This is a genomic window from Streptomyces sp. NPDC058741 (assembly GCF_042746715.1).
Lineage (GTDB): Bacteria > Actinomycetota > Actinomycetes > Streptomycetales > Streptomycetaceae > Streptomyces.
On the sequence record NZ_JBHYQH010000051.1, the window covers coordinates 1 to 22,379 of the forward strand.

Here is a 22,379-nt window from a genome sequence, read left to right on the forward strand (position 1 = left end):
CCGTACAGAGCCCCGTGGCCACGGCGGTGTTCGGGCGCGAGCGCGAGATCGACCAGTGTCCGCACCGGCCCGTCCGTGCACAGCAGCGCGTCGCATAACTCGAACAACGCGTCGCCCCGCGCGGTCAGACACGCGTACAGCTCCGACCGGAAGTGTGACACTTCCGCGAACGCATCCCGCAGGACGCCCTGATGCACCAAACTCACGACCACGGCCTTCGCGCTGATCCACTCTGTGACGGAGCACAGGATCAGACGAAGGCCGCCTACGTGTCCGCTGAACTGCGAAAAAGCCGACCAAGTTCGAGCCGCGTTCGACGCCGGACCATAAATGACAAGCTGACGTCACGGACGTTCTCCACGGACGTCGTCGAGGCCCGCCGGGACACGGTTCCCGTCGGGCCTCCCGGCGTCTGCGGGGCGGCCGGACCAGCCCTCCTGCCGCGTCGTCAGCCGCCGCCGCGACGACCACCTTCCGGCCGCGCCCATGACGAGCGCCGACGCACCGGCCATACCCGGCGGCACCGGTTCACGCGCCGGGCCGGTCCTGGGCAGTTCCCCGCTGCCCCGCCCCGCCGGCTCGTTGTCCGTACCGAGCCGCAGGGGAGCGGCCGGGGCGTCGGGCGGGAAGAAGGGGATGGGCCCGCGGCGCGCGCCGAGAGGCGACACGCACCGCGGGCCCACCCGTCGAACGGGTCCGGCAGGTGAGGGGGAGGTCAGCCGGCCGGGACCTCGTCCCGGGTCCGCTCGGCCTCGGCGGTCCGCCGCCCGCCGCCGAGCTTCTCCCTGACGAAGGCGATGACCAGCACCACCGCGGCGACGAGCAGCGACAGCGAGATCGTCGTCCGTCCGTCGTGCTCGGTGTCGGTGAGCATGTAGCCGAGGATGAACACGATCAGCGCGGCCGTCGCCCAGGTCAGGTACGGGTACAGCCACATCTTCACGACGAGCTTCTCCGGCGCCTCGGCCTTGATGATCTTCCGCATGCGCAGCTGCGAGAAGCAGATCACCAGCCACACGAACAGGGCGACCGCGCCACTGGAGTTCACGAGGAAGAGGAAGACGGAGTCCGGGAACTTGTAGTTGAAGAACACGGCGACGAAGCCGAACGCCACGGACGCGAGGATCGCGGTGCGCGGCACGCCGTTGGAGGTCGTGCGGGCGAAGGACTTCGGCGCGTCCCCGCGCCGGCCGAGCGAGAAGGCCATGCGGGAGGCGGTGTACAGGCCCGAGTTGAGGCAGGACAGCACCGACGTCAGCACGATGACGTTCATGATCTGCCCGGCGTGCGGGATGCCGAGGGAGTCGAGCGCCGCGACGTAGGAGCCGTCCTCGGTGATGGACTTGCTGTCCCACGGAAGCAGGGCCACCACGACGAAGATCGAGCCGAGGTAGAACACGGCGACACGCCAGATGATGCTGTTGGTGGCCTTGGTGACGGCCTGCTGCGGGTTCTCGGACTCACCGGCGGCGAGCGTGGCGATCTCGCTGCCCATGAAGGAGAAGACGACGAGCAGCACACCGGTGAGGATCGCCCCGGCCCCGTTGGGCAGGAAGCCGCCGTGCCCGGTGAGGTTGCCGAGCCCGGCCTGCTCGCTGTCCACGCCGGGCAGCAGCCCGAACACGGCCAGCCCGCCGATGACGATGAACGCGGCGATGGCGACGACCTTGATGCCGGCGAACCAGAACTCGAACTCGCCGTAGGACCCGACGGAGACCAGGTTGGTGGCGGTCAGCACGACCATCACGATCAGGGCCCAGGCCCACTGCGGCACGGCCGGTATCCAGCCCTCCAGGATGACGGCGCCGGCGGTCGCCTCGACCGCGAGCACCACGACCCAGAAGAACCAGTACAGCCAGCCGATGGAGAAGCCGGCCCAGGACCCGAGCGCACGGTCGGCGTGCGCCGAGAAGGAACCCGAGGTCGGGTTGGCGGCCGACATCTCGCCGAGCATCCGCATCACCAGCACCACGATCGTGCCGACGAGGGCGTAGGAGAGGAGGATGCCGGGGCCGGCGGTGGCGATACCGGAGCTGGAGCCCACGAAGAGCCCGGCGCCGATGACACCGCCGATGGCGATCATCGACAGGTGCCGGCTCTTCAGCCCGGCCTGCAGCCCGGGGTCGTGCGCCCCGTGGCTGTCGCCGGGGCCACCCGGGGCAACCGGGCCGCCCGGTCCACCGCGAGTGTTCTCGGTCGTGTGCGTCGTCGGCTGCGAGGTCATGGAGGGGATTTCCTTTGCGCCGGGGAGCTGTGTTCCGTACGACCGCGCACCACGCGAAGGCGGTGTTCCGTGGCACGGCGGTGTACCGGTGCTCGTACGAGCGGCGTACGAGCCGCACCAGTGAATCGGAGGCGAACGTACAGGAGGACCTTTGAATCCGGATTGTTGCCTGAGCTTTTCCTGAGCTTCCGTAATACGGCTCACATTTTGCTTACGTTTTGCAGACCGCCACCCGGCGCGCCTTCCCCGAAACGCCCGTGTCACACTCGTCCCATGCGCGTGTACCTCGGCTCGGACCATGCGGGCTACGAACTCAAGAACCACCTCGTCGAGTGGCTGAAGGCGGCGGGTCACGACCCCGTCGACTGCGGCCCCCACATCTACGACGCCCAGGACGACTACCCGCCCTTCTGCCTCCGCGCGGCGGAGCGCACGGCGGCCGATCCCGACGCCCTCGGCATCGTCATCGGCGGTTCCGGCAACGGCGAGCAGATCGCCGCCAACAAGGTCAAGGGCGTGCGTGCCGCCCTCGCCTGGAGCGAGGAGACGGCGGCCCTGGGCCGTCAGCACAACAACGCCAACGTCGTCGCCGTGGGCGCGCGCATGCACTCCCAGGACGAGGCGACGAAGTTCGTCGAGACGTTCCTCGGCACCCCGTTCTCCGGTGACGAACGCCACATCCGCCGCATCGACATGCTCGCGGCGTACGAGACCACGGGCGACCTCCCGCCGATCCCCCCGCACCACCCGCAGCCGTAGGTCCCGGGGACGGACCCGAGGCCCGGGCGGCGCACGGAGCGGCACCCGGGCCGGCGCAGCGTGCCCGGCGAGGGCCGGGAAGAGCCGCGTGACCGGGCCCCGCCGGCCCGGGGCCGGACGACGGGCCGCGCTCCCCGAGGCACCTGTCAGAGGAGACCCCCGTGCCGGAAGGCCACACGATCCACCGCCTGGCCCAGGACTACGCCACGGCCTTCCTCGGCACGAAACCGCACGTCACCAGCCCTCAAGGCACGTTCGAGGCCGGCGCCGCCCTCCTCACCGGCACCGAGCTGACCCGCACGGACGCCCACGGCAAGCACCTCTTCCTCGGCTTCGGCGCGACGGACTGGGTGCACATCCACCTCGGCCTCTTCGGCAAGGTCACCTTCGGCCCCGCCCCCGCGCCCCCGCCCACCGGCAGCGTCCGCCTCCGCCTCGTGAACGACAGCGCCCACGTCGACCTGCGCGGCCCGACGACCTGCGCGCTGATCACACCCCCGGAGAAGCGGGCGATACACGACCGCCTCGGCCCCGACCCGCTGCGCGCCGACGCCGACCCGGACGCCGCGTACCGCCGCATCGCCCGCAGCCGTACGACGATCGCCGCCCTCCTGATGGACCAGAAGGTCATCGCCGGAGTGGGGAACGTCTACCGCGCGGAAGTCCTCTTCCGGCACCGGATCGACCCCTACCGCCCCGGCAGGGACATCACCCCCGCCGCATGGCAGGCGATCTGGACCGACCTCGTCGCGCTCATGCGCGAGGGCGTCCGCACCAACCGCATCGACACCGTCCGCCCGGAGCACACTCCCCAGGCGATGGGCCGCCCGCCCCGGGTGGACGACCACGGCGGCGAGGTGTACGTCTACCGCAGGGCGAACCTGTCCTGCCACCTGTGCGGCGGCGAGATCCGCACCGCCGGCCTCGCCGCCCGCAACCTCTTCTGGTGCCCGGCCTGCCAGCAGCCGTGAGACGGGCCCCGGCCCCACCGGTCCCGCGCACGTCCCCGGGTCAGAACCCGTGCGGCAGCCACGGCGCGACCTCGCTCCCGAAGCCCAGCGAGGCCTCGGCCAGCGCCCCCCGGCGCAGCTCCCGCACCCGCCCCGCCGCGGCCAGCGCCGTCAGCGACACGCCCCCGAGATACGCGGCCCCCAACTCCCGCACGGACAGGGCCACATCCGCCGTGTCCACGGTCCGCTCACAGGACGCCCCCTTCGTGTCCCCGCTGAGCCGCCAGCGCCCGGCGTTCCAGGGGCAGAAGGCGTCCTCGACCTCGAACACCACGTCCACCGGCGCCCGGTAGGTCCGCGCCCGCAGCGCGGCCCCCACCTCCACCGGCCGCACGTACAGCGAGTCCCGCACCTTCGGTGCGCAGCGCCGTACGTCGGACACCAGGTACTGCCAGGCGTCGTCGACGGGACGCACCTTCATCGTCACCTTCGACGTCAGGTCGATGCCGAACAGGAACCGCCACAGGGCCGCGTCCGCCGCGGGCTCCAGCGCGGCCAAGTCCTCCACGGACACCACGCCTTCGGGCCCGGCGAACTCCCACTCCGGCTTGACGCGGTAGCGCGCGTACCCGACCGTCTCCCCGTCCCGCTCGGCGAGCACGCACTGCAGCGGCGAGGCCCCTTCCCGCGCGCTCTCGGGGTCGAGCAGCCCGACCCGCTCCCAGCCCGGCTGCCGGGCCAGCATCCCCGGACGCGACGGCACCAGCCGGCCGTACACCTCCTCGCACGCGGCGAGCGCGTCGGCCGGTGCCGCGTACCGCAGCCGGATCGCGTCCGTACCGGCCGGCAGCGACGACAGCCGCACCCGGGCCGTGTCGATCTCCGCCCTCAACTGGAAGGTGGCCGCGCCGTATCCGAACCGGCCGTAGATCGCCGGCTCCGACGCCGTGAGCAGCGCCAGCGGCTCACCCCAGGAGCGGATGTCGTCCAGCTGCCGCCGCATCATCGACGTCAGCACCCCGCGCCGGCGATGCGTACCGGCCACACCCACCATCGTCACGCCCGCGGCCGGCACCGACGCCCCGCCCGGTACCGTGAGCCGGAAGCCGAACGCCCCGGCCGTCCCCACGCAGGCGTCCCCGTCCCACGCGCCGATCGAACGGTCGGACTCGGTCAGCGAGCGCCACAACTCCCGCTCCTCGGCGGCCTCCGGCACCCCGCCGAAGGCCCGCAGGAGGGTGTCGTACCAGGTGTCCCAGTCGTCCTTGCCGAGCATACGCAGGTCGATCGGAGAACCGTTCGCGTCCGTTGCCATGAGCCATGCCTACCAGGGCGGTGCGGGGCGGGCGAGGGAATTTCTCCCGGCCGGCGGCGGGACGGCACGCGGTGCATTTCACTGTGAAGTCGGCCCTCGCACGGGGGACAAGTGTGACCTCCCGTGCCAAGGGGCTGGTCGGATGGATAGGGTCCCGGACTAATGACAGCAGGACGATCGCGGCGCGCGGAAGCCGACACGTTCACGGCCCGGTTGAAGAAGCAGTGGCACCGGGCCCGCGTCGGCATGCGCCGGGCCGCCGTGGACTACTTCCGCGGCGACGGCTCCGACTGGATCGCCCTGGCCGGACTGCTCCTGATGGTGCCGGTGATCGCGGCGGCGACCCTGGCCAACTCGGTGTGGTTCGCCCCCGCCGCGCTGGTCCTGCCGGTCGTCGTCGGCGGCCTGCTGCTGCGCCCGGCGAGCCTGCTCGGCCTGTACGCGGCGGCGGCCACGGCGCTGATCGTGGAGTCGTTGCGACTGGGCCCCTACGCGGAAGGGCCCTCCAGGGTCACCCCGGGCACCGTCCTCGTCGTCGCGGCCTGCGGCCTCTTCGGACTGCTGCTGGCCCAGTTCCGCAGCCGGGTCGGCGTCCCCTGGCGGCGCGGCGGCACCATGCTCTTCGACCTGCGTGAACGCATCCGGGTGCAGAGCAAGCTGCCCGACCTGCCGAACGGCTGGCACCGGGAGATGGCCCTGCGCCCGGCTGGCGGCCAGTCGTTCTCGGGCGACTTCGTGGTCGCGGCCCGCACCAACGGCGGCCGCACCCTCGAGGTCGTCCTCACCGACGTCTCCGGCAAGGGCATGGACGCCGGCTCCCGCGCGCTGCTGCTGTCGGGCGCGTTCGGCGGCCTGCTGGGCTCCCTGCCGCCGCACGCCTTCCTCCCGGCCGCGAACGGCTACCTCCTGCGCCAGGACTGGGACGAGGGCTTCGCGACCTCCATCCACCTCGTCCTCGACCTGGACTCCGGCGACTACGAGCTCTACTCCGCCGGCCACCCGCCGGGCCTGCAGCTCAGCGCCGGCAGCGGCCGCTGGGAGGAGAAGGCCGCCGAGGGCCCCCTCCTCGGCGTCTACGACGGTGCCCAGTTCGACTCGGTGAAGGGCTCCCTGCGGCCGGGCGACGTGCTGATGCTGTTCACGGACGGCCTGGTGGAGACCGCCGACCGCGACATCGTCGAGGGCATCGACCGCCTCACCGGCGAGGCCGACCGCTATGTCGCGGGCGGCTTCCAGGGCGCCGCCTGGCACCTCATCGAAGCCGTCGCCAAGGACGTCAACGACGACCGGGCCCTGCTGCTGATCTGCCGGGAGGGCCCGACGGCCGCCGCGCTGCGCTGAGGGACACTGAAGCGGTGACCGAGACGTCGAGAACCCCGTTGACCCCGGCCCAGGTGGAGGCCGTCGCCCGTGCCGCGCACGCCGGACAGACCGACAAGGCCGGGCGCCCGTACGCGGAGCACCTGCACGCCGTCGCGGAGGGCGTCAGGGCGCGCGGCGGTGACGCGGAGCAGATCGCGGCGGCCTGGCTGCACGACGCCGTGGAGGACGACGCCCTTTCGCCCGAGTGGCTGCGTCAGGCGGCGCTGAGCGGCCGCACGAAGGACATCGTCCTCGCGCTCACGAAGCGGCCGGGGGAGCCGCCGGAGGCGTACGCGGCACGGATCCTGGCCACGCCCGGCGCGCTGCTGGTGAAGGAGGCCGACCTGGCGCACAACGCCGACCCGGCCCGCCTCGCGGTCCTCGACGAGGCCACCCGTGCACGACTGACCGAGAAGTACGCGCGCATGCGCGTGCTTCTCGGTCTCGTCGGCTGAGTCACGCCACGGGGGTCAGGCGCTGACCTTCTCCCGCTCGCGCCGCTCGGCGCCCTGGCGTTCGCGGGCGACTTCGGCCGCGTCCCGCTTGAAGGCCCACTCCATCTTCGGCTCCATCGCGAACCGGAACATCCGCTGCACCGGCTTGGTGCACAGCACGGTCACCACCGCGGCCGCGAGGGCGGTCACGAGGATCTGGCCGACCGGGTGGTCCAGCCACGAGGCCTCGAACCAGCCCCGGTAGTCACCGGCCTTCACCAGGAAGCCGTGCAGCAGGTAGCCGTACAGCGTGCCGGCGCCGAGCGCGGTGAACCACATGTGGCGGCGCGGCACCCAGGCGAAGAAGCAGGCGGTCAGCACCAGCGAGCAGCCGAACAGCGCCAGCACCATCACCGGCCCGGTCCACCACGGCGCGCCCAGCTCCTGCGCGGCGTCGCGGTGGTAGAACCACGCGGTGTTCATCCGCGGCACCGCCCACCAGCTGACGGCCAGCGCGGCCGCGAACACCGGCACCGAGGCGATCCGCACCGAGCGGCGGCGCACCCGGTGGAAGTGCTCGGGCTTCATCGACAGGCCCAGCACGAAGAACGGCAGGAACTGCAGGACCCGCTGGAGGTCGAGGTCGTCACCGATCTCCGGGCTGGCGCTCGCCACCATGGCGAGTCCCAGCGCGAGCGGCAGCGGCCAGCGCACCGTCCTCCAGATCGGCGTGGTCAGCCGCCAGACGAACAGGGCGACCAGGAACCAGGTCAGATACCAGGGGTCGAGGAGGCTGACCTCCTGCCCGGGGTCGTCGTCGATCCAGCGCTTGAAGAGCGGGTAGGCGGTCTCGAAGACGATGTACGGCACGGCGACGCCCGTGATGAGGCGCTTCAGCCGGTCGGGCCGCATGTCGAAACTGCGCGAGAAGTAGCCGGAGATGATGATGAACGCCGGCATGTGGAACGCGTAGACGACCTGGTAGGCGGCCTCGAGCGTGCGGCTGTCGCCCTTGAGCGGCTCCCAGGCGTGGCCCATGGCCACCAGCACGATCGCGAGATACTTGGCGTTGTCGAAGAAGGCGTCGCGTTGCTTGCCGCTCTGCTTCTTCTGCGGACTGTGCGGTGAGCGCGGGCTCGGCACTCCGTCGGCCGGCGTGCGGACCGGGGGAAGCGGCGCCTTGCGGTCGCCGTTCGGTCGCAGCGAGTTCGTCACAGACCCTCCCACCAGGAGCTGGGGGAGACGATCCGGGACCTCGCTGCGCTTACGGGGGACGAGGCAGCGTGGAACATCTGAGGAACCCTAGCGTTCCCCGCAGCTATTCGTAAAACGCCGGACGTGAATCCTGTCTGCCGGTGCGGCTACCCCGGTTTTACGGGTAGTTGACGTCACCGTCGGCGTGATGGCCGACACAGCGCCCGATGACGGATCGCGTGCACCGTCTGCGGCTCCTCTGTCATGATACGTCCGCACTAAGCGGGGCATGGAACCAGCAGGCGACTCCAGTGGTATGTCCGCTTCCGCCCCCTTCGGGCAGTGGTCCGCGCGGCGCTGGAAGGCGTGTGGCCGCAATTCGAATTAGCTGCGAACGCGTTGTGTGGAGACGGAAACGAATCGGCCGAATTCCCTGTGCGGGTGGCGCTTCGAATTGCCGTACGAGTGCCGGTGGTCGGGTGCGCTGCCGCTGGGGCCGCAGGGGCGCCGGCGTACCGGGCGGGTCATCGATGCGTCACCGGCCGCATGACCCGGCCGTGTTGGTGGCACGATGGTCCTGGCGGGGTGCGCGGGGTCGCGTCCCCGGGCCGGGAGAGCGGACCGACCGAGGGTGTGATCAGTTGTGGCCATTTCACTGTCTGTGGTGCTGCTGTTGGCGATCGTCCTTGTGGTGTTGCTGAGAGGCGGCTCCCTCAAGGCGGGTCCCGCGATCGTGGCGGTCCTCTTCGGCTTCTTCCTCGCCTCGACCGGCATGGCCGACGACATCCAGCGGTTCCTCAACTCGATAGCGGAGACCGTCAACTCCATCAGCTTCTGACGGGGCGGCACCCGCCACCGCGCCGCACGCCAGGCCCGGCTCAGGTGCGGATACGCAGGGCCCGCCGACCGCATCGGCCACCCACGTGTACTTCGCGTCACCGAGCGGCCGGCTCGCGGCGCTGAACGTGCGCACCGGAAAGGTCCAGGGCCCCCGGGACGGCCGCGATGACGGCGGCGACACGGACAACGTGCTCGTCACCTCCGGCGCACCGCTCGTCCTCGTCGGCGACGCCCTGTACGTCCCGTACGGCGTCCGCTCCGTCTACACGGTCGACGTACGCGGCCTGTGAACCGGAGAACCGGCCGGTGGGGGGCACGCCCCGGCCGCGGGACGGCACAGGGCCGGGAAGAGGAGCAAACCTCTTCCCGGCCCTGGCTTGCCTGCGCGCCTTCTGGGCTGCTTGCCGTCACTCCCCACTGTCCCCCGTGCGGGACCCTCTCATCGGGCACGCAGGGGGCGTGGGTGCTGAGACGCGTGCAGCCGTGAAAGGGCGCGAGGATCAGCCGACGCAGCCGGGGACCGGACTCGGGCTGTTGAGGCAGTTGCTCGGAGTGTTGGCGGCAACCCGGCTGACGCGCAGGGTCACTGTGCCGCCGTTGTTGTAGATGCCGCCCGGGTTCGCACCGCTGGCCGAGTTGTTGCTGATGTTGCTGGCGGTCACCGTGGAGGTGCCACCGCCGGCGGCGGGCACTCCGTTGGCAAGGCCGCCGCCGCCATTCGGCGCGGTGTTGTTCACGATGTTGCTGGCGCCGACCGTCAGCGTTCCGATGTTGGCGATGCCGCCGCCGGCATTGCCTGCCGCGTTGCCGCTGATCTGTGAGTCAGTGACGGTCACGGTGCTGTCGCTGACGATGCCCCCTCCGTTCTGAGTCGCCGTGTTGCCCGTGAAGATGCTTCCGGTGACCTGGGCTCGGGAGCCACTGAACACACTGATGCCACCGCCGAAGTTGGCGCGGTTGTTCCGAATCGCGCTGCCGCTGAGGTTGAGGCTGCCGTTGCCGGTGACGACGACGGCGCCGCCGGCGCCGTTCTGGACCGGGCTGCCCGTGGCGTCACCGTTGGAGAGGACGACCGCTCGGAGGGTCAGCGCGCCGCCGTTCACGGTGAGGATGCGGAAAGTCCCCGCCTGTCGGGTGATGGTGTCGCTCTTGCCGTTGATGACGATCGGCGAGGTGATGGCGGGCAGTTCGGCGGTCAGTCGATACGCGCAGCCGGGCGCCAGATTGAGAGTGTCGCCGACGGGGGTGCTGTTGGCGGTGTTGATGGCGTCCCGCAGGGCGGTCTCGCTGCACCCCACGGGCAGCGTCGCAGCCGAGGCAAGAGGAGCCAGGGCGATGGGGGCGAGTGTGGCGGCCGCGCCGATGCAGAGCACCTGGGCGGACCGGACGAGGGAATTGCGCGTGAGCATGTCATTCCTTCAGGGCGCGTGCCGCGAACGCTCGACCGGGAGGAGGCATCGTCGGCGCCGCAAGCATGGTTGTTAAGCGAGAGGTGCCCGACACGCCGCACGACGTCACGGAATGCCTTCCGAATTACACCTAATGGCGGTCTTGGCGCGCCCTGGGGTCGAAGTGGGACCCCGGTCCTCTGCAGCGGACGGCGACGGGTACGGCGGAGACGCCGACGGGAGTTCCCCGCGCATGCCACGCTCGGGCCGGCACTCGCGAACGGCGCCCCGTCCATCCTCGGCCCTGATGGGCGGCTTCGGCCTGCGCCTCACACGTTCCGCACCAGGAGGGGACGCGGACGACCGGCTTGCCGACAAGCAGACCGAGCTTCGGCGCGGCGACCGGCACGACCCCGACGCCGGGAAGGTGCCGTTCGGCGAGTACGGCGCTGCCCGGGTCAAGGAACGCGAGCTGACTCCTCGCCACTCGGCAGATCCACGGCTCGCTCCTGCGACACCACCTCGAACCCGCCTTCGAGGCCGTCGACGTCGCGGAGATCTCGCCCCCGCTCCTGCGGCCGTGACGCGCTGACAAGCTCGCGTCCGGCACCGGCCCGACCACGCTTGCCAAGGCGTATGCCCTGCTGGGCGCGCTCATGGGCACGGCCGTCGCCGACCAGATGATCTTACTCGGCCTGCGCTGGGGCGAGCTGATCGGCCTGCGCCGCCGGGACATCGACCTGGACCACGGCACCGTGCGTGTGCGTAGGGCAGTTGCCTCTGAGCGACCTGGTCGACAGGGGCCGCGAGCCTCGGCGGAGGCAAGATCAGGAGCCGGAGCGGCACGCGGGGGACATGCCGGACTGAACGCAGCCCCCGGAAAGACTCAGGGCCAGGTGGAGGAGTGATCTCCTGACCTGGCCCTGAGCCGTATGGAGCGGGCGACGGGAATCGAACCCGCGTAGCTAGTTTGGAAGACTAGGGCTCTACCATTGAGCTACGCCCGCACAGCGCGCGCCGCGGGTCGAGGTGACCGCGGCACTGAAGGCATCGTAGCGGGTCGCCCCCCTCCGTCGCACACCGCGTTCCCGCCCCCGCCGCATTTGCGCGGCGCGCACCCCGCGGAAATGCGGCGGCCGCACCGCGCGCGGGCATGTACCCTACGTGTCGCACCAGACGGGGTGTGGCGCAGCTTGGTAGCGCGTCCGCTTTGGGAGCGGAAGGCCGTGGGTTCAAATCCCGCCACCCCGACCAGCCACCCGGTCGTCTCCCGTGATCGTCGCCCGGTCGCCGCCGTGATCGCCTTTTGGGCGGTGTAGTCGCTGCAGTTACTATGCAAGCTGCTCGCCCGTGTGTCTCATCGTCTGCAGTCCTCCGGGCGGCGAAATCCGCCGGGCCGCTCTGGCCCCGGCAGAACCCAAGAAGTCAGCCACAAGGAGACCGAACCGTGAAGAGCGCCGTGGAGACCCTGAACCCGACTCGGGTTCGGCTCACTGTCGAGGTGCCCTTCGAGGAGCTCAAGGACAGCCTCGACGCGGCGTACAAGAAGATCAACCAGCAGGTCACGGTGAAGGGCTTCCGCAAGGGCAAGGTCCCGGCCCGGGTCATCGACCAGCGGTTCGGCCGCGGTGCCGTGCTGGAGGAGGCCGTCAACGACGCGCTTCCGAAGTTCTACACCGACGCGGTCAACGAGGCCGAGCTCAGCCCGCTGGGCCAGCCCGAGGTCGACATCACGGAGCTGAAGGACGGCGAGACGCTGAACTTCACCGCCGAGGTGGACATCCGCCCCGCCATCGAGATCCCGGACTACTCCGGCATCGAGGTCGAGGTCGACGCCGTCGAGGTCACCGACGAGGACATCGACAAGGCCGTCGAGGAGCTGCGCGAGCGCTTCGCCTCCACCTCCCCGGTCGAGCGCGCCGCCGAGGACGGCGACGTCGTGACGATCGACCTGGAGGCCAAGGTCGACGGCGAGGTCCTGGAGGACGGCGTCGCGAGCGGCGTCTCCTACACGATCGGCTCCGGTGAGCTGCTGGACGGCATCGACGACGCCGTGAAGGGCCTGGAGGCCGGTGGCGAGGCCACCTTCGCCTCCGAGCTCAAGGGCGGCTCCGCGGCCGGCAAGGAGGCCGAGGTCACCGTCAGGGTCACCCAGGTCGCCAAGCGTGAACTGCCCGAGCTGGACGACGAGTTCGCGCAGATCGCCTCGGAGTTCGACACCCTTGAGGAGCTGCGCGCGGACAGCCGCAAGCGCCTGGAGAACATGAAGCAGTACGACCAGGCCACGCAGGCCCAGGAGCGCGTCCTGGAGAAGCTGCTGGAGCTCGTCGAGGTGCCCGTCCCCGAGAAGCTGCTCGAGGACGAGATCAACACCCGCAAGCACAACCTGGAGCACCACCAGCTCGGCCAGATGGGCCTCGACCTCGCGAAGTACCTGGAGATCCAGGGCAAGAGCGAGGAGGAGTTCGACACCGAGACCCGTGAGGCCGCGGTCAAGGGCATCAAGACCCAGTTCGTCCTCGACGAGCTGGTCAAGCAGGAGAAGCTCAACGTCAACCAGGAGGAGCTCACCGAGCACCTCATGCGCCGCGCCGCCTCCTCCGGCATGTCCCCCGACCAGTTCGCCCAGGCCGTCGTCGAGGGCGGCCAGGTGCCGCTCCTCGTCGGCGAGGTCGCCCGCGGCAAGGCCCTGGCCGTCGTGGTCGAGAAGGCCACGGTCAAGGACACCAACGGCGAGGTCGTCGACCTCGACGACGAAGAGGACGAGACCACCGAGGCCTCTGCCGAGGAGACCCCGGCCGAGTCCGCCGAGGAGAAGACCGAGGGCTGAGCCCCGGTGGCGGTGAGTCCGTGAGGAAGGCCCTGGGGCATACCCCAGGGCCTTCCTGCCGCCCGGGAGGGCACCGCACTTCAGGGCCGCGGTGAACTGCGCGACAAGCCCCCACGCGCCCGCGGCCCGGCGAATCCGCGAAGCACCTACGGCGACACCGCACCGCCCCACCCGGCGGAGCCCGCCGCGCTACGCCCCCGGCGAACACCCCCATCTCCGGGATTCCCCGACGGGACCCGCGCGTTAGGGTCCATGAATACGAGGGCAGTGGAGTCCCCGAACGGCTCCCAGCCCCTAGGGAAACGTGAGACGGCCCGGCGCCGTCGTAAGACGAGCAGGTGGATACGTGACGAATCTGATGCCCTCAGCCGCCGGCGAGCCTTCCATCGGTGGTGGCCTCGGCGACCAGGTCTACAACCGGCTGCTCAACGAGCGGATCATCTTCCTCGGCCAGCCGGTCGACGACGACATCGCCAACAAGATCACCGCGCAGCTGCTGCTCCTTGCCTCCGACCCGGACAAGGACATCTACCTGTACATCAACAGCCCCGGCGGTTCGATCACGGCCGGTATGGCGATCTACGACACCATGCAGTACATCAAGAACGACGTGGTGACCATCGCCATGGGCCTCGCCGCCTCGATGGGCCAGTTCCTGCTCAGCGCGGGCACCCCCGGCAAGCGCTTCGCGCTGCCGAACGCCGAGATCCTGATCCACCAGCCCTCCGCCGGCCTCGCCGGCTCGGCCTCGGACATCAAGATCCACGCCGAGCGGCTGCTGCACACCAAGAAGCGCATGGCCGAGCTCACCGCCCAGCACACGGGCCAGACGGTCGAGCAGATCACCCGCGACTCGGACCGCGACCGCTGGTTCGACGCCTTCGAGGCCAAGCAGTACGGCCTCATCGACGACGTGATCGCCACGGCCGCCGGCATGCCGGGCGGCGGCGGCACCGGGGCCTGACCGGTCCCACGGGGCTCCCGGAGCCCCGCAGGACCCCGTGGAGCCTCCCGGAGGCCCCGCACCGCCCCAGCAGCCCCAGCCGACCGCCTCAGCCCCTTTCAGGAGACACCGTGAACGCATTCCCCGGCAGTGGGAGCTACGACCGTATGCAGGCCGTGCAGGACATGAACGACTCGCAGGGCCGCTACACCGGCCCCCGGGCCGAGTCCCGCTACGTCATCCCGCGCTTCGTCGAGCGCACCTCCCAGGGCATCCGCGAGTACGACCCGTACGCGAAACTCTTCGAGGAGCGCGTGATCTTCCTCGGCGTCCAGATCGACGACGCCTCCGCCAACGACGTCATGGCGCAGCTGCTGTGCCTGGAGTCGATGGACCCCGACCGCGACATCTCGGTCTACATCAACAGCCCCGGCGGCTCCTTCACGGCGCTCACGGCGATCTACGACACGATGCAGTACGTGAAGCCGGACATCCAGACGGTCTGCATGGGCCAGGCCGCCTCCGCCGCCGCCGTCCTGCTGGCCGCCGGCACCCCGGGCAAGCGCATGGCCCTGCCGAACGCGCGCGTGCTGATCCACCAGCCCTACAGCGAGACCGGCCGCGGCCAGGTGTCCGACCTGGAGATCGCCGCCAACGAGATCCTCCGCATGCGCTCGCAGCTGGAGGAGATGCTGGCCAAGCACTCCACCCAGATGATCGAGAAGATCCGCGAGGACATCGAGCGCGACAAGATCCTCACGGCCGAGGACGCGCTGAGCTACGGCCTGATCGACCAGATCATCACCACCCGGAAGATGGACAACTCGAGCCTGCGCTGAGGCGAGAGGCTGTAACGTCTGCCGCCCCTTGGCACGGTTTGGCCCGGTTCACGTCAAAGCGAACCGCGCCAAGGGGGGCCCGAACGAGGGGCCCGGCAAGGTACCGTCGGACATAAGGCAGCACCAGGAGTCCGCTGGACGTCGGCGTCGCCGACCTCCAGGAATCTCCCAGGCGAAGGGGAAGCACACCGTGGCACGCATCGGTGACGGCGGCGATCTGCTCAAGTGCTCGTTCTGCGGCAAGAGCCAGAAGCAGGTCAAGAAGCTCATCGCAGGGCCCGGTGTGTACATCTGCGACGAGTGCATCGATCTCTGCAACGAGATCATCGAGGAAGAACTGGCGGAGACGAGCGAGGTCCGCTGGGAGGAGCTCCCGAAACCGCGGGAGATCTACGAGTTCCTCGAGGGCTACGTGGTCGGCCAGGAAGCCGCCAAGAAGGCCCTCTCCGTGGCGGTGTACAACCACTACAAGCGCGTCCAGGCCGGCGAGAACGGCGGGGCGAACGGCCGTGACGACGCCATCGAGTTGGCGAAGTCCAACATCCTCCTCCTCGGCCCCACGGGCTCCGGCAAGACCCTCCTCGCGCAGACCCTCGCGCGGATGCTGAACGTCCCCTTCGCGATCGCCGACGCCACGGCGCTGACGGAGGCCGGTTACGTCGGCGAGGACGTCGAGAACATCCTCCTGAAGCTGATCCAGGCCGCCGACTACGACGTCAAGAAGGCCGAGACCGGGATCATCTACATCGACGAGATCGACAAGGTCGCGCGGAAGAGTGAGAACCCCTCCATCACGCGTGACGTGTCGGGCGAGGGCGTCCAGCAGGCCCTGCTGAAGATCCTGGAGGGCACCACGGCCTCCGTCCCGCCGCAGGGCGGCCGCAAGCACCCCCACCAGGAGTTCATCCAGATCGACACGACGAACGTGCTGTTCATCGTGGGCGGCGCCTTCGCCGGTCTCGAGAAGATCATCGAGGCGCGGGCTGGCGCCAAGGGCATCGGCTTCGGCGCGCAGATCCGCTCCAAGCGCGAGATGGAGTCCAAGGACCAGTTCCAGGAGGTCATGCCGGAGGACCTCGTCAAGTTCGGCATGATCCCCGAGTTCATCGGCCGCCTCCCCGTCATCACCTCCGTCCACAACCTGGACCGCGAGGCCCTGCTGCAGATCCTCGTCGAGCCGCGCAACGCGCTGGTGAAGCAGTACCAGCGTCTGTTCGAACTCGACGGTGTGGAGCTGGACTTCGAGCGCGAGGCCCTGGAGGCCATCGCCGACCAGGCCATCCTCCGCCAGACCGGCGCGCGCGGCCTCAGGGCCATCATGGAGGAGGTCCTCCAGGGTGTGATGTACGAGGTCCCGTCCCGCAAGGACGTGGCCCGGGTCGTCATCACGGCGGACGTCGTCCAGTCGAACGTCAACCCGACGCTGATCCCGAGGGACGCGCGGGGGCGTGGGCCGGGCGAGCAGAAGACGGCGTGACACGGACGCGGACACGGCGGACACGACGGAAGGGCCCCGGTCGACGACCGGGGCCCTTCCCTCGTGCGGAGCGGCGGCCGTCAGCCCTTCACGCGGATCTCCGGGCGGAGCTTGGTGGTGATGTCGATGGCGACGTCCTTGGAGATGCTCCCGCTGACCTCACCGGGCGACACCATGGCGATCGTGCTGTAGTCGGCCCAGGCGCAGAACCAGTCGGTCTTCTCCTTCTTGGTCATCGCGTCCTGGCCCTTGGCGGCCTGGCACTTCATGACCGCGCCGTCGAGGTCCGCCTCCTCCGGCTCGCCGATCAGCTCGGTCCGGTTGCCGCTGCTGCCCGAGGAGTTCTTCTCGGCGGACTTCTTGAAGCTGGCGAAGAACGCGTTCAGCGCCGCCTCGGGGTCGGAGACCTCGCCGTAGACCCCGATGAACGTGATGCCCTTGGCCGTCGCGAACTGGGCTGCGGAGGACGGGTCGGTGGGGTCGTACTTGCTCAGGTCCGCCGTGGAGTAGGAACCCAGCGCGGACGTGGCGTTCTTGACGCCGCTCTTCTCCAGTTCCTCGGCGGAGTCGTCGCCGACGGTCTGCCCGTCCTTGGTCACGCGCTTGTACTCGCCGAGCACCTTCGCCGGTGTGGCCAGCTTGTGCGGTCCGTCGTCCTCCAGGGCACCCGCGCCGCCGCCCCCGCCGATGACGAAGTACGCGCCGACGCCGATCGCGGCGACGACCGCCACCGTGCCGATGATGATGCCCGTCTTCTTCTTGCCGCCTCCCGGAGCAGGCGGCTGGGGCATGCCGTAGGGGGCCTGGCCGTAGGGCGGCTGCTGGCCGTACGGGGGCTGCTGGCCGTACGGCGGCTGCTGGGGCGGGACGCCCTGCGGGGGCTGCTGCGGGTAGCCGTAGCCCGGCTGGGGCGGAGGGGCCTGCTGCGGGTAGCCGTAGCCGGGCTGGGGCGCCTGCGGCTGCTGGCCGTACGGGCCCGGCTGGCCGTACGGGCCGGGCTGCTGGGGCTGCCCGCCGTACGGGCCCGGCTGGTTGTAGCTCATGTTCTGGGTTCCCCTCCAGATGCTCGTCTCTTTCCGACATCCTGGCGCAGACCCGGCGTGTGCATGGCATCGGGGCCCCCACCGTTACAAAGGAAACGCGTTTCGGGACCGGGCCGTGACACCTCTAAACTGACCCCCGTGACCGAGAACGCTCAGCAGCAGCCACCAGCGCCCAGCACCGACCTGCCGACCCAGTACGCGCCGGCCGACGTGGAGGGGCCGCTGTACGAGCGCTGGGTGGAGCGGGGTTACTTCGAGGCGGACGCCAAGAGCGAGAAGCCGCCGTACACCATCGTCATCCCGCCGCCGAACGTCACGGGCTCGCTCCACCTGGGGCACGCCTTCGAGCACACGCTCATCGACGCCCTGACCCGCCGCAAGCGGATGCAGGGCCACGAGGCGCTGTGGCAGCCCGGCATGGACCACGCCGGCATCGCCACGCAGAACGTCGTCGAGCGCGAGCTCGCCAAGGAGGGCACGTCCCGCCACGATCTGGGCCGGGAGGCCTTCGTCGAGCGGGTCTGGCAGTGGAAGGGCGAGTCCGGCGGCCAGATCAGCGGCCAGATGCGGCGGTTGGGGGACGGCGTCGCCTGGTCGCGCGAGCGCTTCACGATGGACGAGGGCCTCTCCCAGGCCGTCCAGACCATCTTCAAGCGGCTCTACGACGACGAGCTGATCTACCGCGCCGAGCGCATCATCAACTGGTGCCCGCGCTGTCTGACCGCCATCTCCGACATCGAGGTCGAATACCAGAACGACGACGGCGAGCTCGTCTCCATGAAGTACGGCGACGGGGACGACACCATCGTCGTCGCCACCACCCGCGCCGAGACGATGCTCGGTGACACGGCCGTCGCCGTCCACCCCGAGGACGGGCGCTACAAGCACCTGGTCGGCAAGCTGGTCAAGCTGCCGCTGACCGACCGCTCCATCCCGGTCGTCGCGGACGAGCACGTCGACCCGGAGTTCGGCACGGGTGCCGTCAAGGTCACCCCGGCCCACGACCCGAACGACTTCGAGATCGGCCGGCGCCACGACCTCCCGGCGCTGACCGTCATGGACGAGCACGCGGTCATCACGGCCCACGGCCCCTTCCAGGGCCTGGACCGGCTGGAGGCGCGGTCGGCGATCGTCGCCGCGCTGCGCGCCGAGGGCCGGATCGTCGCCGAGAAGCGGCCCTACGTCCACTCCGTCGGCCACTGCTCGCGCTGCAAGACCACCGTCGAGCCGCGCCTGTCCATGCAGTGGTGGGTCAAGGTCGGCCCGCTCGCCGAGGCCGCGGGGGACGCGGTCCGCGACGGCCGCGTCAAGATCCATCCGCAGGAGATGGAGAAGCGCTACTTCGACTGGGTCGACAACCTCCACGACTGGTGCATCTCGCGGCAGTTGTGGTGGGGCCACCGCATCCCGGTCTGGTACGGCCCGGACGGCGAGGTCGTCTGCGTCGGCCCCGACGAGGAGCCGCCGAGCGGCGAGGGCTGGCGTCAGGACACCGACGTCCTCGACACCTGGTTCTCCTCCGGCCTGTGGCCGTTCTCCACGCTGGGCTGGCCCGAGCAGACCGAGTCGCTCGCGAAGTTCTACCCGAACTCGGTCCTGGTCACCGGCTACGACATCCTCTTCTTCTGGGTCGCCCGGATGATGATGTTCGGCCTGTACGCGATGGACGGCACCCCGCCGTTCCACACCATCGCCCTGCACGGCATGGTCCGCGACCAGTTCGGCAAGAAGATGTCGAAGTCCTTCGGTAACGCGGTCAACCCGCTGGACTGGATGGACAAGTACGGCTCCGACGCGCTCCGCTTCACCCTCGCGCGCGGCGCCAACCCGGGCGTCGACGTCCCGATCGGCGAGGACTGGGTCCAGGGCTCGCGCAACTTCGCCAACAAGATCTGGAACGCCACGCGCTTCGCGCTGATGAACGGCGCGACGGTCGAGGGCCCGCTGCCGGACGCGTCCCAGCTGTCCGCCACGGACCGCTGGATCCTCTCCCGGCTCAACTCGGTCGTCGCCGAGGTCGACGCGCTGTACGAGGACTACCAGTTCGCGAAGCTGTCCGACGCGCTGTTCCACTTCGCGTGGGACGAGGTCTTCGACTGGTACGTCGAGCTGTCCAAGACGACGTTCCAGGCGGGCGGCGCGGCGGCGGAGGTCAGCAAGCGCGTCCTCGGCGAGGTCCTCGACGTCACGCTGAGGCTGCTGCACCCGATCGTCCCGTTCGTCACGGAGACGCTGTGGACGACGCTGACCGGCGGCGAGTCCGTCGTCATCGCCGAGTGGCCGACGGACAGCGGCTTCCGGGACGCCGACGCCGAGCGCGAGATCGAGAGCCTCCAGTCGGTCGTCACCGAGGTCCGCCGCTTCCGCGCCGACCAGGGCCTCCAGCCCGGCCAGCGGGTCCCGGCCCGGCTGACCCTGGACGGCACGCCCTTCGCGACGCACGAGGCGGCCATCCGCCAGCTGCTGCGCCTGCAGCCGGAGGGCGACGGCTTCACGGCCACGGCCACCCTGCCGGTCGCCGGCGCCGAGGTCGCCCTCGACCTGTCCGGCACGATCGACGTGGCGGCGGAGCGCAAGCGCCTGGCGAAGGACCTCGCCGCGGCCGAGAAGGAGAAGGCCCAGGCGCACGCCAAGCTCGGCAACGAGGCGTTCCTGGCGAAGGCCCCCGACCACGTCGTCGACAAGATCCGCACCCGCCTCGCCAAGGCGGAGGAGGACATCACCCGCATCCAGGCCCAGCTGGAGCGCCTGCCCCAGGCGTAGGGACGCGTACGGTGTGCGAGTCCCCCGGTGCCGTCGTCAGGCCCGGGGGCCTCACACGCACCCCAGGGACGAGGGACCCGGGGGCGCGGACCGATGTCACCCCCGCTCCGTAGACTGGCCCCGTGAGCGAGCTCCCTCCGGACCACCAGGCCGACGACCAGCCCGACCCCCTCAACGCCTTCGACGAGATCGTCGCGGCCGAAACCGACCGTGACCCCGACCTCGCCGTCATCGAGGCCGGCAGCCGCACCCTGCGCACCCAGGGCGGCCCGCCCGACGCCGACGTCCCCGCCCGGCCCGCCGACCCCGAGGTCGACCAGGCCCTGCGCGAGATCGAGGCGGAGCTCGCCACGCGCTGGGGCGAGACGAAGCTGGAGCCCTCCGTCAGCCGTATCGCCGCGCTGATGGACCTCCTGGGGGAGCCGCAGCGGTCGTACCCGTCGATCCACATCACGGGCACCAACGGCAAGACCTCCACGGCCCGCATGATCGAGGCCCTGCTCGGCGCCTTCGACCTGCGCACCGGCCGCTACACGTCGCCGCACGTGCAGTCGATCACCGAGCGCATCAGCCTGGACGGCGCCCCGATCTCCGCCGAGCGCTTCATCGAGACGTACCAGGACATCAAGCCGTACGTGGAGATGGTCGACGCGTCGCAGGAGTACCGGCTGTCCTTCTTCGAGGTCCTCACCGGCATGGCCTACGCGGCCTTCGCGGACGCTCCCGCGGACGTCGCCGTCGTCGAGGTCGGCATGGGCGGCTCCTGGGACGCCACGAACGTGATCGACGGTGACGTCGCCGTCGTCACGCCCATCGACCTCGACCACACCGACCGGCTCGGCACCACGCACGCCGAGATCGCCACGGAGAAGGCCGGCATCGTCAAGCAGGGCGCGACCGTCATCCTGGCGCAGCAGCCGGTCGAGGCGGCGCAGGTGCTGCTGAAGAAGGCCGTCGAGGTGGACGCGACCGTGGCCCGCGAAGGCCTGGAGTTCGGCGTCGTGGACCGGCAGGTGGCCGTCGGCGGGCAGCTGCTCACGCTGCGCGGCCTGGGCGGCGAGTACCCGGAGATGTACCTGCCGCTGCACGGCGCGCACCAGGCGCACAACGCGGCCGTGGCGCTTGCCGCAGTGGAGGCGTTCTTCGGCGTCGGCGCGCAGCGCGCCGAGCAGCTCGACCCGGACACGGTCCGCAAGGCGTTCGCGGCCGTGGCCTCGCCGGGCCGGCTGGAGGTCGTGCGGCGCTCGCCGACCGTCGTGCTGGACGCCGCCCACAACCCGGCGAGTGCCCGGGCCGCGGCCGAGGCGATCGGGGAGGCCTTCCAGTTCAGCCGCCTCATCGGCGTGGTCGGCGCGAGCGGCGACAAGAACGTGCGGGAGCTGCTGGAAGCCTTCGAACCGGTGTTCGCCGAGGTCGTCGTCACGCAGAACTCCAGCCACCGCGCGATGGACGCCGACGAGCTGGCCGGCATCGCCGTCGAGGTGTTCGGCGAGGACCGCGTCCAGGTCGAGCCGCGGCTGCCCGACGCGCTGGAGGCCGCCATCACCCTGGCCGAGGAGGAGGGCGAGTTCGCCGGCGGCGGTGTGCTCGTCACCGGTTCCGTCATCACCGTCGGCGAGGCCCGACTGCTCCTGGGAAGGGGCTGAGACCCGTGCGCACACTCTGTTCCTCGACGCTGATCGGCGAGTTCTTCGTCATCGGCTTCGCCGGGCTGGTCGCCATGAAGGACCCGGACCTGTCCATGGCGACCGTGTGGACGGTCAGCGGCATCGCGATGTTCCTGTGCCTGGTGTTGTGCGGCCTGGTGACGCGGCCCGGCGGGGTCGCCCTCGGCTGGGCGCTGCAGATCGCGCTCATCGGCTCGGGCTTCATCGTGCCGATCATGTTCTTCCTGGGCGCGATCTTCGCCGCCCTGTGGTGGGCGTCGGTGCACTACGGCCGGAAGGTGGACGAGGCCAGGGCGAGGTTCGCCGCCCAGGCCGGCTCCTCCTCGCCTGACGCTGCGTGACGGGTGCCCC

General features: G+C 70.4%; 19 protein-coding genes and 2 tRNA genes. 14 read left to right on the top strand and 7 right to left on the bottom strand.

All coding sequences use genetic code 11. The features are described from left to right. Nucleotides 1-206 (bottom strand): transposase (locus ACFW6P_RS28480; protein ID WP_386425315.1); only part of this gene is annotated, 206 nt, incomplete at its 3' end. Between the two features lie 509 nt (nt 207-715). Then, entirely contained in the window at nt 716-2,224 is a 1,509-nt protein-coding gene (locus ACFW6P_RS28485) for an amino acid permease (RefSeq protein ID WP_386359201.1), read from the bottom strand. Between the two features lie 273 nt (nt 2,225-2,497). On the opposite strand from ACFW6P_RS28485, the gene ACFW6P_RS28490 reads away from it, so the two are divergent. Together ACFW6P_RS28490 and ACFW6P_RS28495 are read left to right on the top strand one after the other, a co-directional pair. Continuing rightward, entirely contained in the window at nt 2,498-2,983 is a 486-nt protein-coding gene (locus ACFW6P_RS28490) for a ribose-5-phosphate isomerase (protein WP_386359202.1), read from the top strand. A 161-nt stretch (nt 2,984-3,144) separates the two neighbouring features. Then, a complete protein-coding gene (locus tag ACFW6P_RS28495; protein ID WP_386359203.1) occupies nt 3,145-3,954 on the top strand; it encodes an Fpg/Nei family DNA glycosylase in 810 nt (269 codons plus the stop codon). Nucleotides 3,955-3,994: 40 nt separating this feature from the next. Here ACFW6P_RS28495 and ACFW6P_RS28500 read toward each other — a convergent pair whose 3' ends face one another. Beyond that, nucleotides 3,995-5,248: a GNAT family N-acetyltransferase gene (locus ACFW6P_RS28500; RefSeq protein WP_386425305.1), complete on the bottom strand. Its 1,254-nt coding sequence runs from the start codon at nt 5,246-5,248 to the stop codon at nt 3,995-3,997. A 162-nt stretch (nt 5,249-5,410) separates the two neighbouring features. Between ACFW6P_RS28500 and ACFW6P_RS28505 the strand changes: the two genes are divergently transcribed. Together ACFW6P_RS28505 and ACFW6P_RS28510 are read left to right on the top strand one after the other, a co-directional pair. Further along, nucleotides 5,411-6,589, top strand: a complete 1,179-nt coding sequence (locus ACFW6P_RS28505; RefSeq protein WP_386359205.1) for a PP2C family protein-serine/threonine phosphatase — start codon at nt 5,411-5,413, stop codon at nt 6,587-6,589. Between the two features lie 14 nt (nt 6,590-6,603). Next, nucleotides 6,604-7,065 (top strand): HD domain-containing protein, encoded by a 462-nt coding sequence (locus tag ACFW6P_RS28510; protein ID WP_386359206.1) that lies wholly within the window; start codon nt 6,604-6,606, stop codon nt 7,063-7,065. A gap of 15 nt (nt 7,066-7,080) precedes the next feature. On the opposite strand, the gene ACFW6P_RS28515 is transcribed toward ACFW6P_RS28510, so the two are convergent. Beyond that, nucleotides 7,081-8,259, bottom strand: coding sequence for an acyltransferase family protein (locus ACFW6P_RS28515; protein WP_386359207.1), 1,179 nt, complete (start codon nt 8,257-8,259; stop codon nt 7,081-7,083). Nucleotides 8,260-8,881: 622 nt separating this feature from the next. On the opposite strand from ACFW6P_RS28515, the gene ACFW6P_RS28520 reads away from it, so the two are divergent. Further along, entirely contained in the window at nt 8,882-9,076 is a 195-nt protein-coding gene (locus tag ACFW6P_RS28520; protein WP_386359208.1) for a hypothetical protein, read from the top strand. A gap of 85 nt (nt 9,077-9,161) precedes the next feature. Further along, the gene (locus tag ACFW6P_RS28525; protein ID WP_386359209.1) at nt 9,162-9,368 is read left to right on the top strand and encodes a hypothetical protein; all 207 of its coding nucleotides are present in this window, start codon (nt 9,162-9,164) and stop codon (nt 9,366-9,368) included. 210 nt (nt 9,369-9,578) lie between these two features. Here the strand turns inward: ACFW6P_RS28525 and ACFW6P_RS28530 are convergent, their stop codons facing one another. Both ACFW6P_RS28530 and ACFW6P_RS28535 read right to left on the bottom strand, forming a co-directional pair. After that, nucleotides 9,579-10,487: a hypothetical protein gene (locus ACFW6P_RS28530; protein ID WP_386359210.1), complete on the bottom strand. Its 909-nt coding sequence runs from the start codon at nt 10,485-10,487 to the stop codon at nt 9,579-9,581. 912 nt (nt 10,488-11,399) lie between these two features. Further along, nucleotides 11,400-11,473 (bottom strand) — tRNA-Gly (locus ACFW6P_RS28535). Between the two features lie 170 nt (nt 11,474-11,643). Here ACFW6P_RS28535 and ACFW6P_RS28540 point away from each other — a divergent pair. The 5 genes from ACFW6P_RS28540 (at nt 11,644) to clpX (ending at nt 16,555) form a co-directional block, all read left to right on the top strand. Further along, a tRNA-Pro gene (locus ACFW6P_RS28540) sits at nt 11,644-11,720 on the top strand. Nucleotides 11,721-11,913: 193 nt separating this feature from the next. Continuing rightward, complete coding sequence (tig, locus tag ACFW6P_RS28545) at nt 11,914-13,296, top strand: trigger factor (protein WP_386425307.1); 1,383 nt, start codon at nt 11,914-11,916, stop codon at nt 13,294-13,296. A 358-nt stretch (nt 13,297-13,654) separates the two neighbouring features. Further along, a complete protein-coding gene (locus ACFW6P_RS28550) occupies nt 13,655-14,260 on the top strand; it encodes an ATP-dependent Clp protease proteolytic subunit (protein ID WP_386359227.1) in 606 nt (201 codons plus the stop codon). 110 nt (nt 14,261-14,370) lie between these two features. Then, nucleotides 14,371-15,078: an ATP-dependent Clp protease proteolytic subunit gene (locus ACFW6P_RS28555; RefSeq protein WP_386359212.1), complete on the top strand. Its 708-nt coding sequence runs from the start codon at nt 14,371-14,373 to the stop codon at nt 15,076-15,078. Between the two features lie 190 nt (nt 15,079-15,268). Then, a complete protein-coding gene (gene clpX / locus ACFW6P_RS28560) occupies nt 15,269-16,555 on the top strand; it encodes an ATP-dependent Clp protease ATP-binding subunit ClpX (protein ID WP_031114127.1) in 1,287 nt (428 codons plus the stop codon). Nucleotides 16,556-16,635: 80 nt separating this feature from the next. On the opposite strand, the gene ACFW6P_RS28565 is transcribed toward clpX, so the two are convergent. Continuing rightward, nucleotides 16,636-17,598 carry a hypothetical protein gene (locus ACFW6P_RS28565; RefSeq protein ID WP_386359213.1) on the bottom strand — a complete coding sequence of 321 codons (963 nt, stop codon included), beginning with the start codon at nt 17,596-17,598 and terminating at the stop codon, nt 16,636-16,638. Between the two features lie 138 nt (nt 17,599-17,736). Between ACFW6P_RS28565 and ACFW6P_RS28570 the strand changes: the two genes are divergently transcribed. The 3 genes from ACFW6P_RS28570 (at nt 17,737) to ACFW6P_RS28580 (ending at nt 22,369) form a co-directional block, all read left to right on the top strand. Next, nucleotides 17,737-20,361 (top strand): valine--tRNA ligase, encoded by a 2,625-nt coding sequence (locus ACFW6P_RS28570; protein WP_386359214.1) that lies wholly within the window; start codon nt 17,737-17,739, stop codon nt 20,359-20,361. Nucleotides 20,362-20,483: 122 nt separating this feature from the next. After that, nucleotides 20,484-22,007: a bifunctional folylpolyglutamate synthase/dihydrofolate synthase gene (locus ACFW6P_RS28575; protein ID WP_386425310.1), complete on the top strand. Its 1,524-nt coding sequence runs from the start codon at nt 20,484-20,486 to the stop codon at nt 22,005-22,007. 5 nt (nt 22,008-22,012) lie between these two features. After that, nucleotides 22,013-22,369, top strand: a complete 357-nt coding sequence (locus tag ACFW6P_RS28580) for a DUF4233 domain-containing protein (protein ID WP_386359216.1) — start codon at nt 22,013-22,015, stop codon at nt 22,367-22,369. Nucleotides 22,370-22,379 lie beyond the last annotated feature (10 nt).

Coding starts and splice junctions, on each gene's coding strand:
- ACFW6P_RS28505 (WP_386359205.1), top strand. CDS start 5,411: ATGACAGCAGGACGATCGCGGCGCGCGGAAGCCGACACGTTCACGGCC.
- ACFW6P_RS28550 (WP_386359227.1), top strand. CDS start 13,655: ATGCCCTCAGCCGCCGGCGAGCCTTCCATCGGTGGTGGCCTCGGCGAC.
- ACFW6P_RS28565 (WP_386359213.1), bottom strand. CDS start 17,598: ATGAGCTACAACCAGCCGGGCCCGTACGGCGGGCAGCCCCAGCAGCCC.
- ACFW6P_RS28500 (WP_386425305.1), bottom strand. CDS start 5,248: ATGGCAACGGACGCGAACGGTTCTCCGATCGACCTGCGTATGCTCGGC.
- ACFW6P_RS28485 (WP_386359201.1), bottom strand. CDS start 2,224: ATGACCTCGCAGCCGACGACGCACACGACCGAGAACACTCGCGGTGGA.
- ACFW6P_RS28490 (WP_386359202.1), top strand. CDS start 2,498: ATGCGCGTGTACCTCGGCTCGGACCATGCGGGCTACGAACTCAAGAAC.
- ACFW6P_RS28530 (WP_386359210.1), bottom strand. CDS start 10,487: ATGCTCACGCGCAATTCCCTCGTCCGGTCCGCCCAGGTGCTCTGCATC.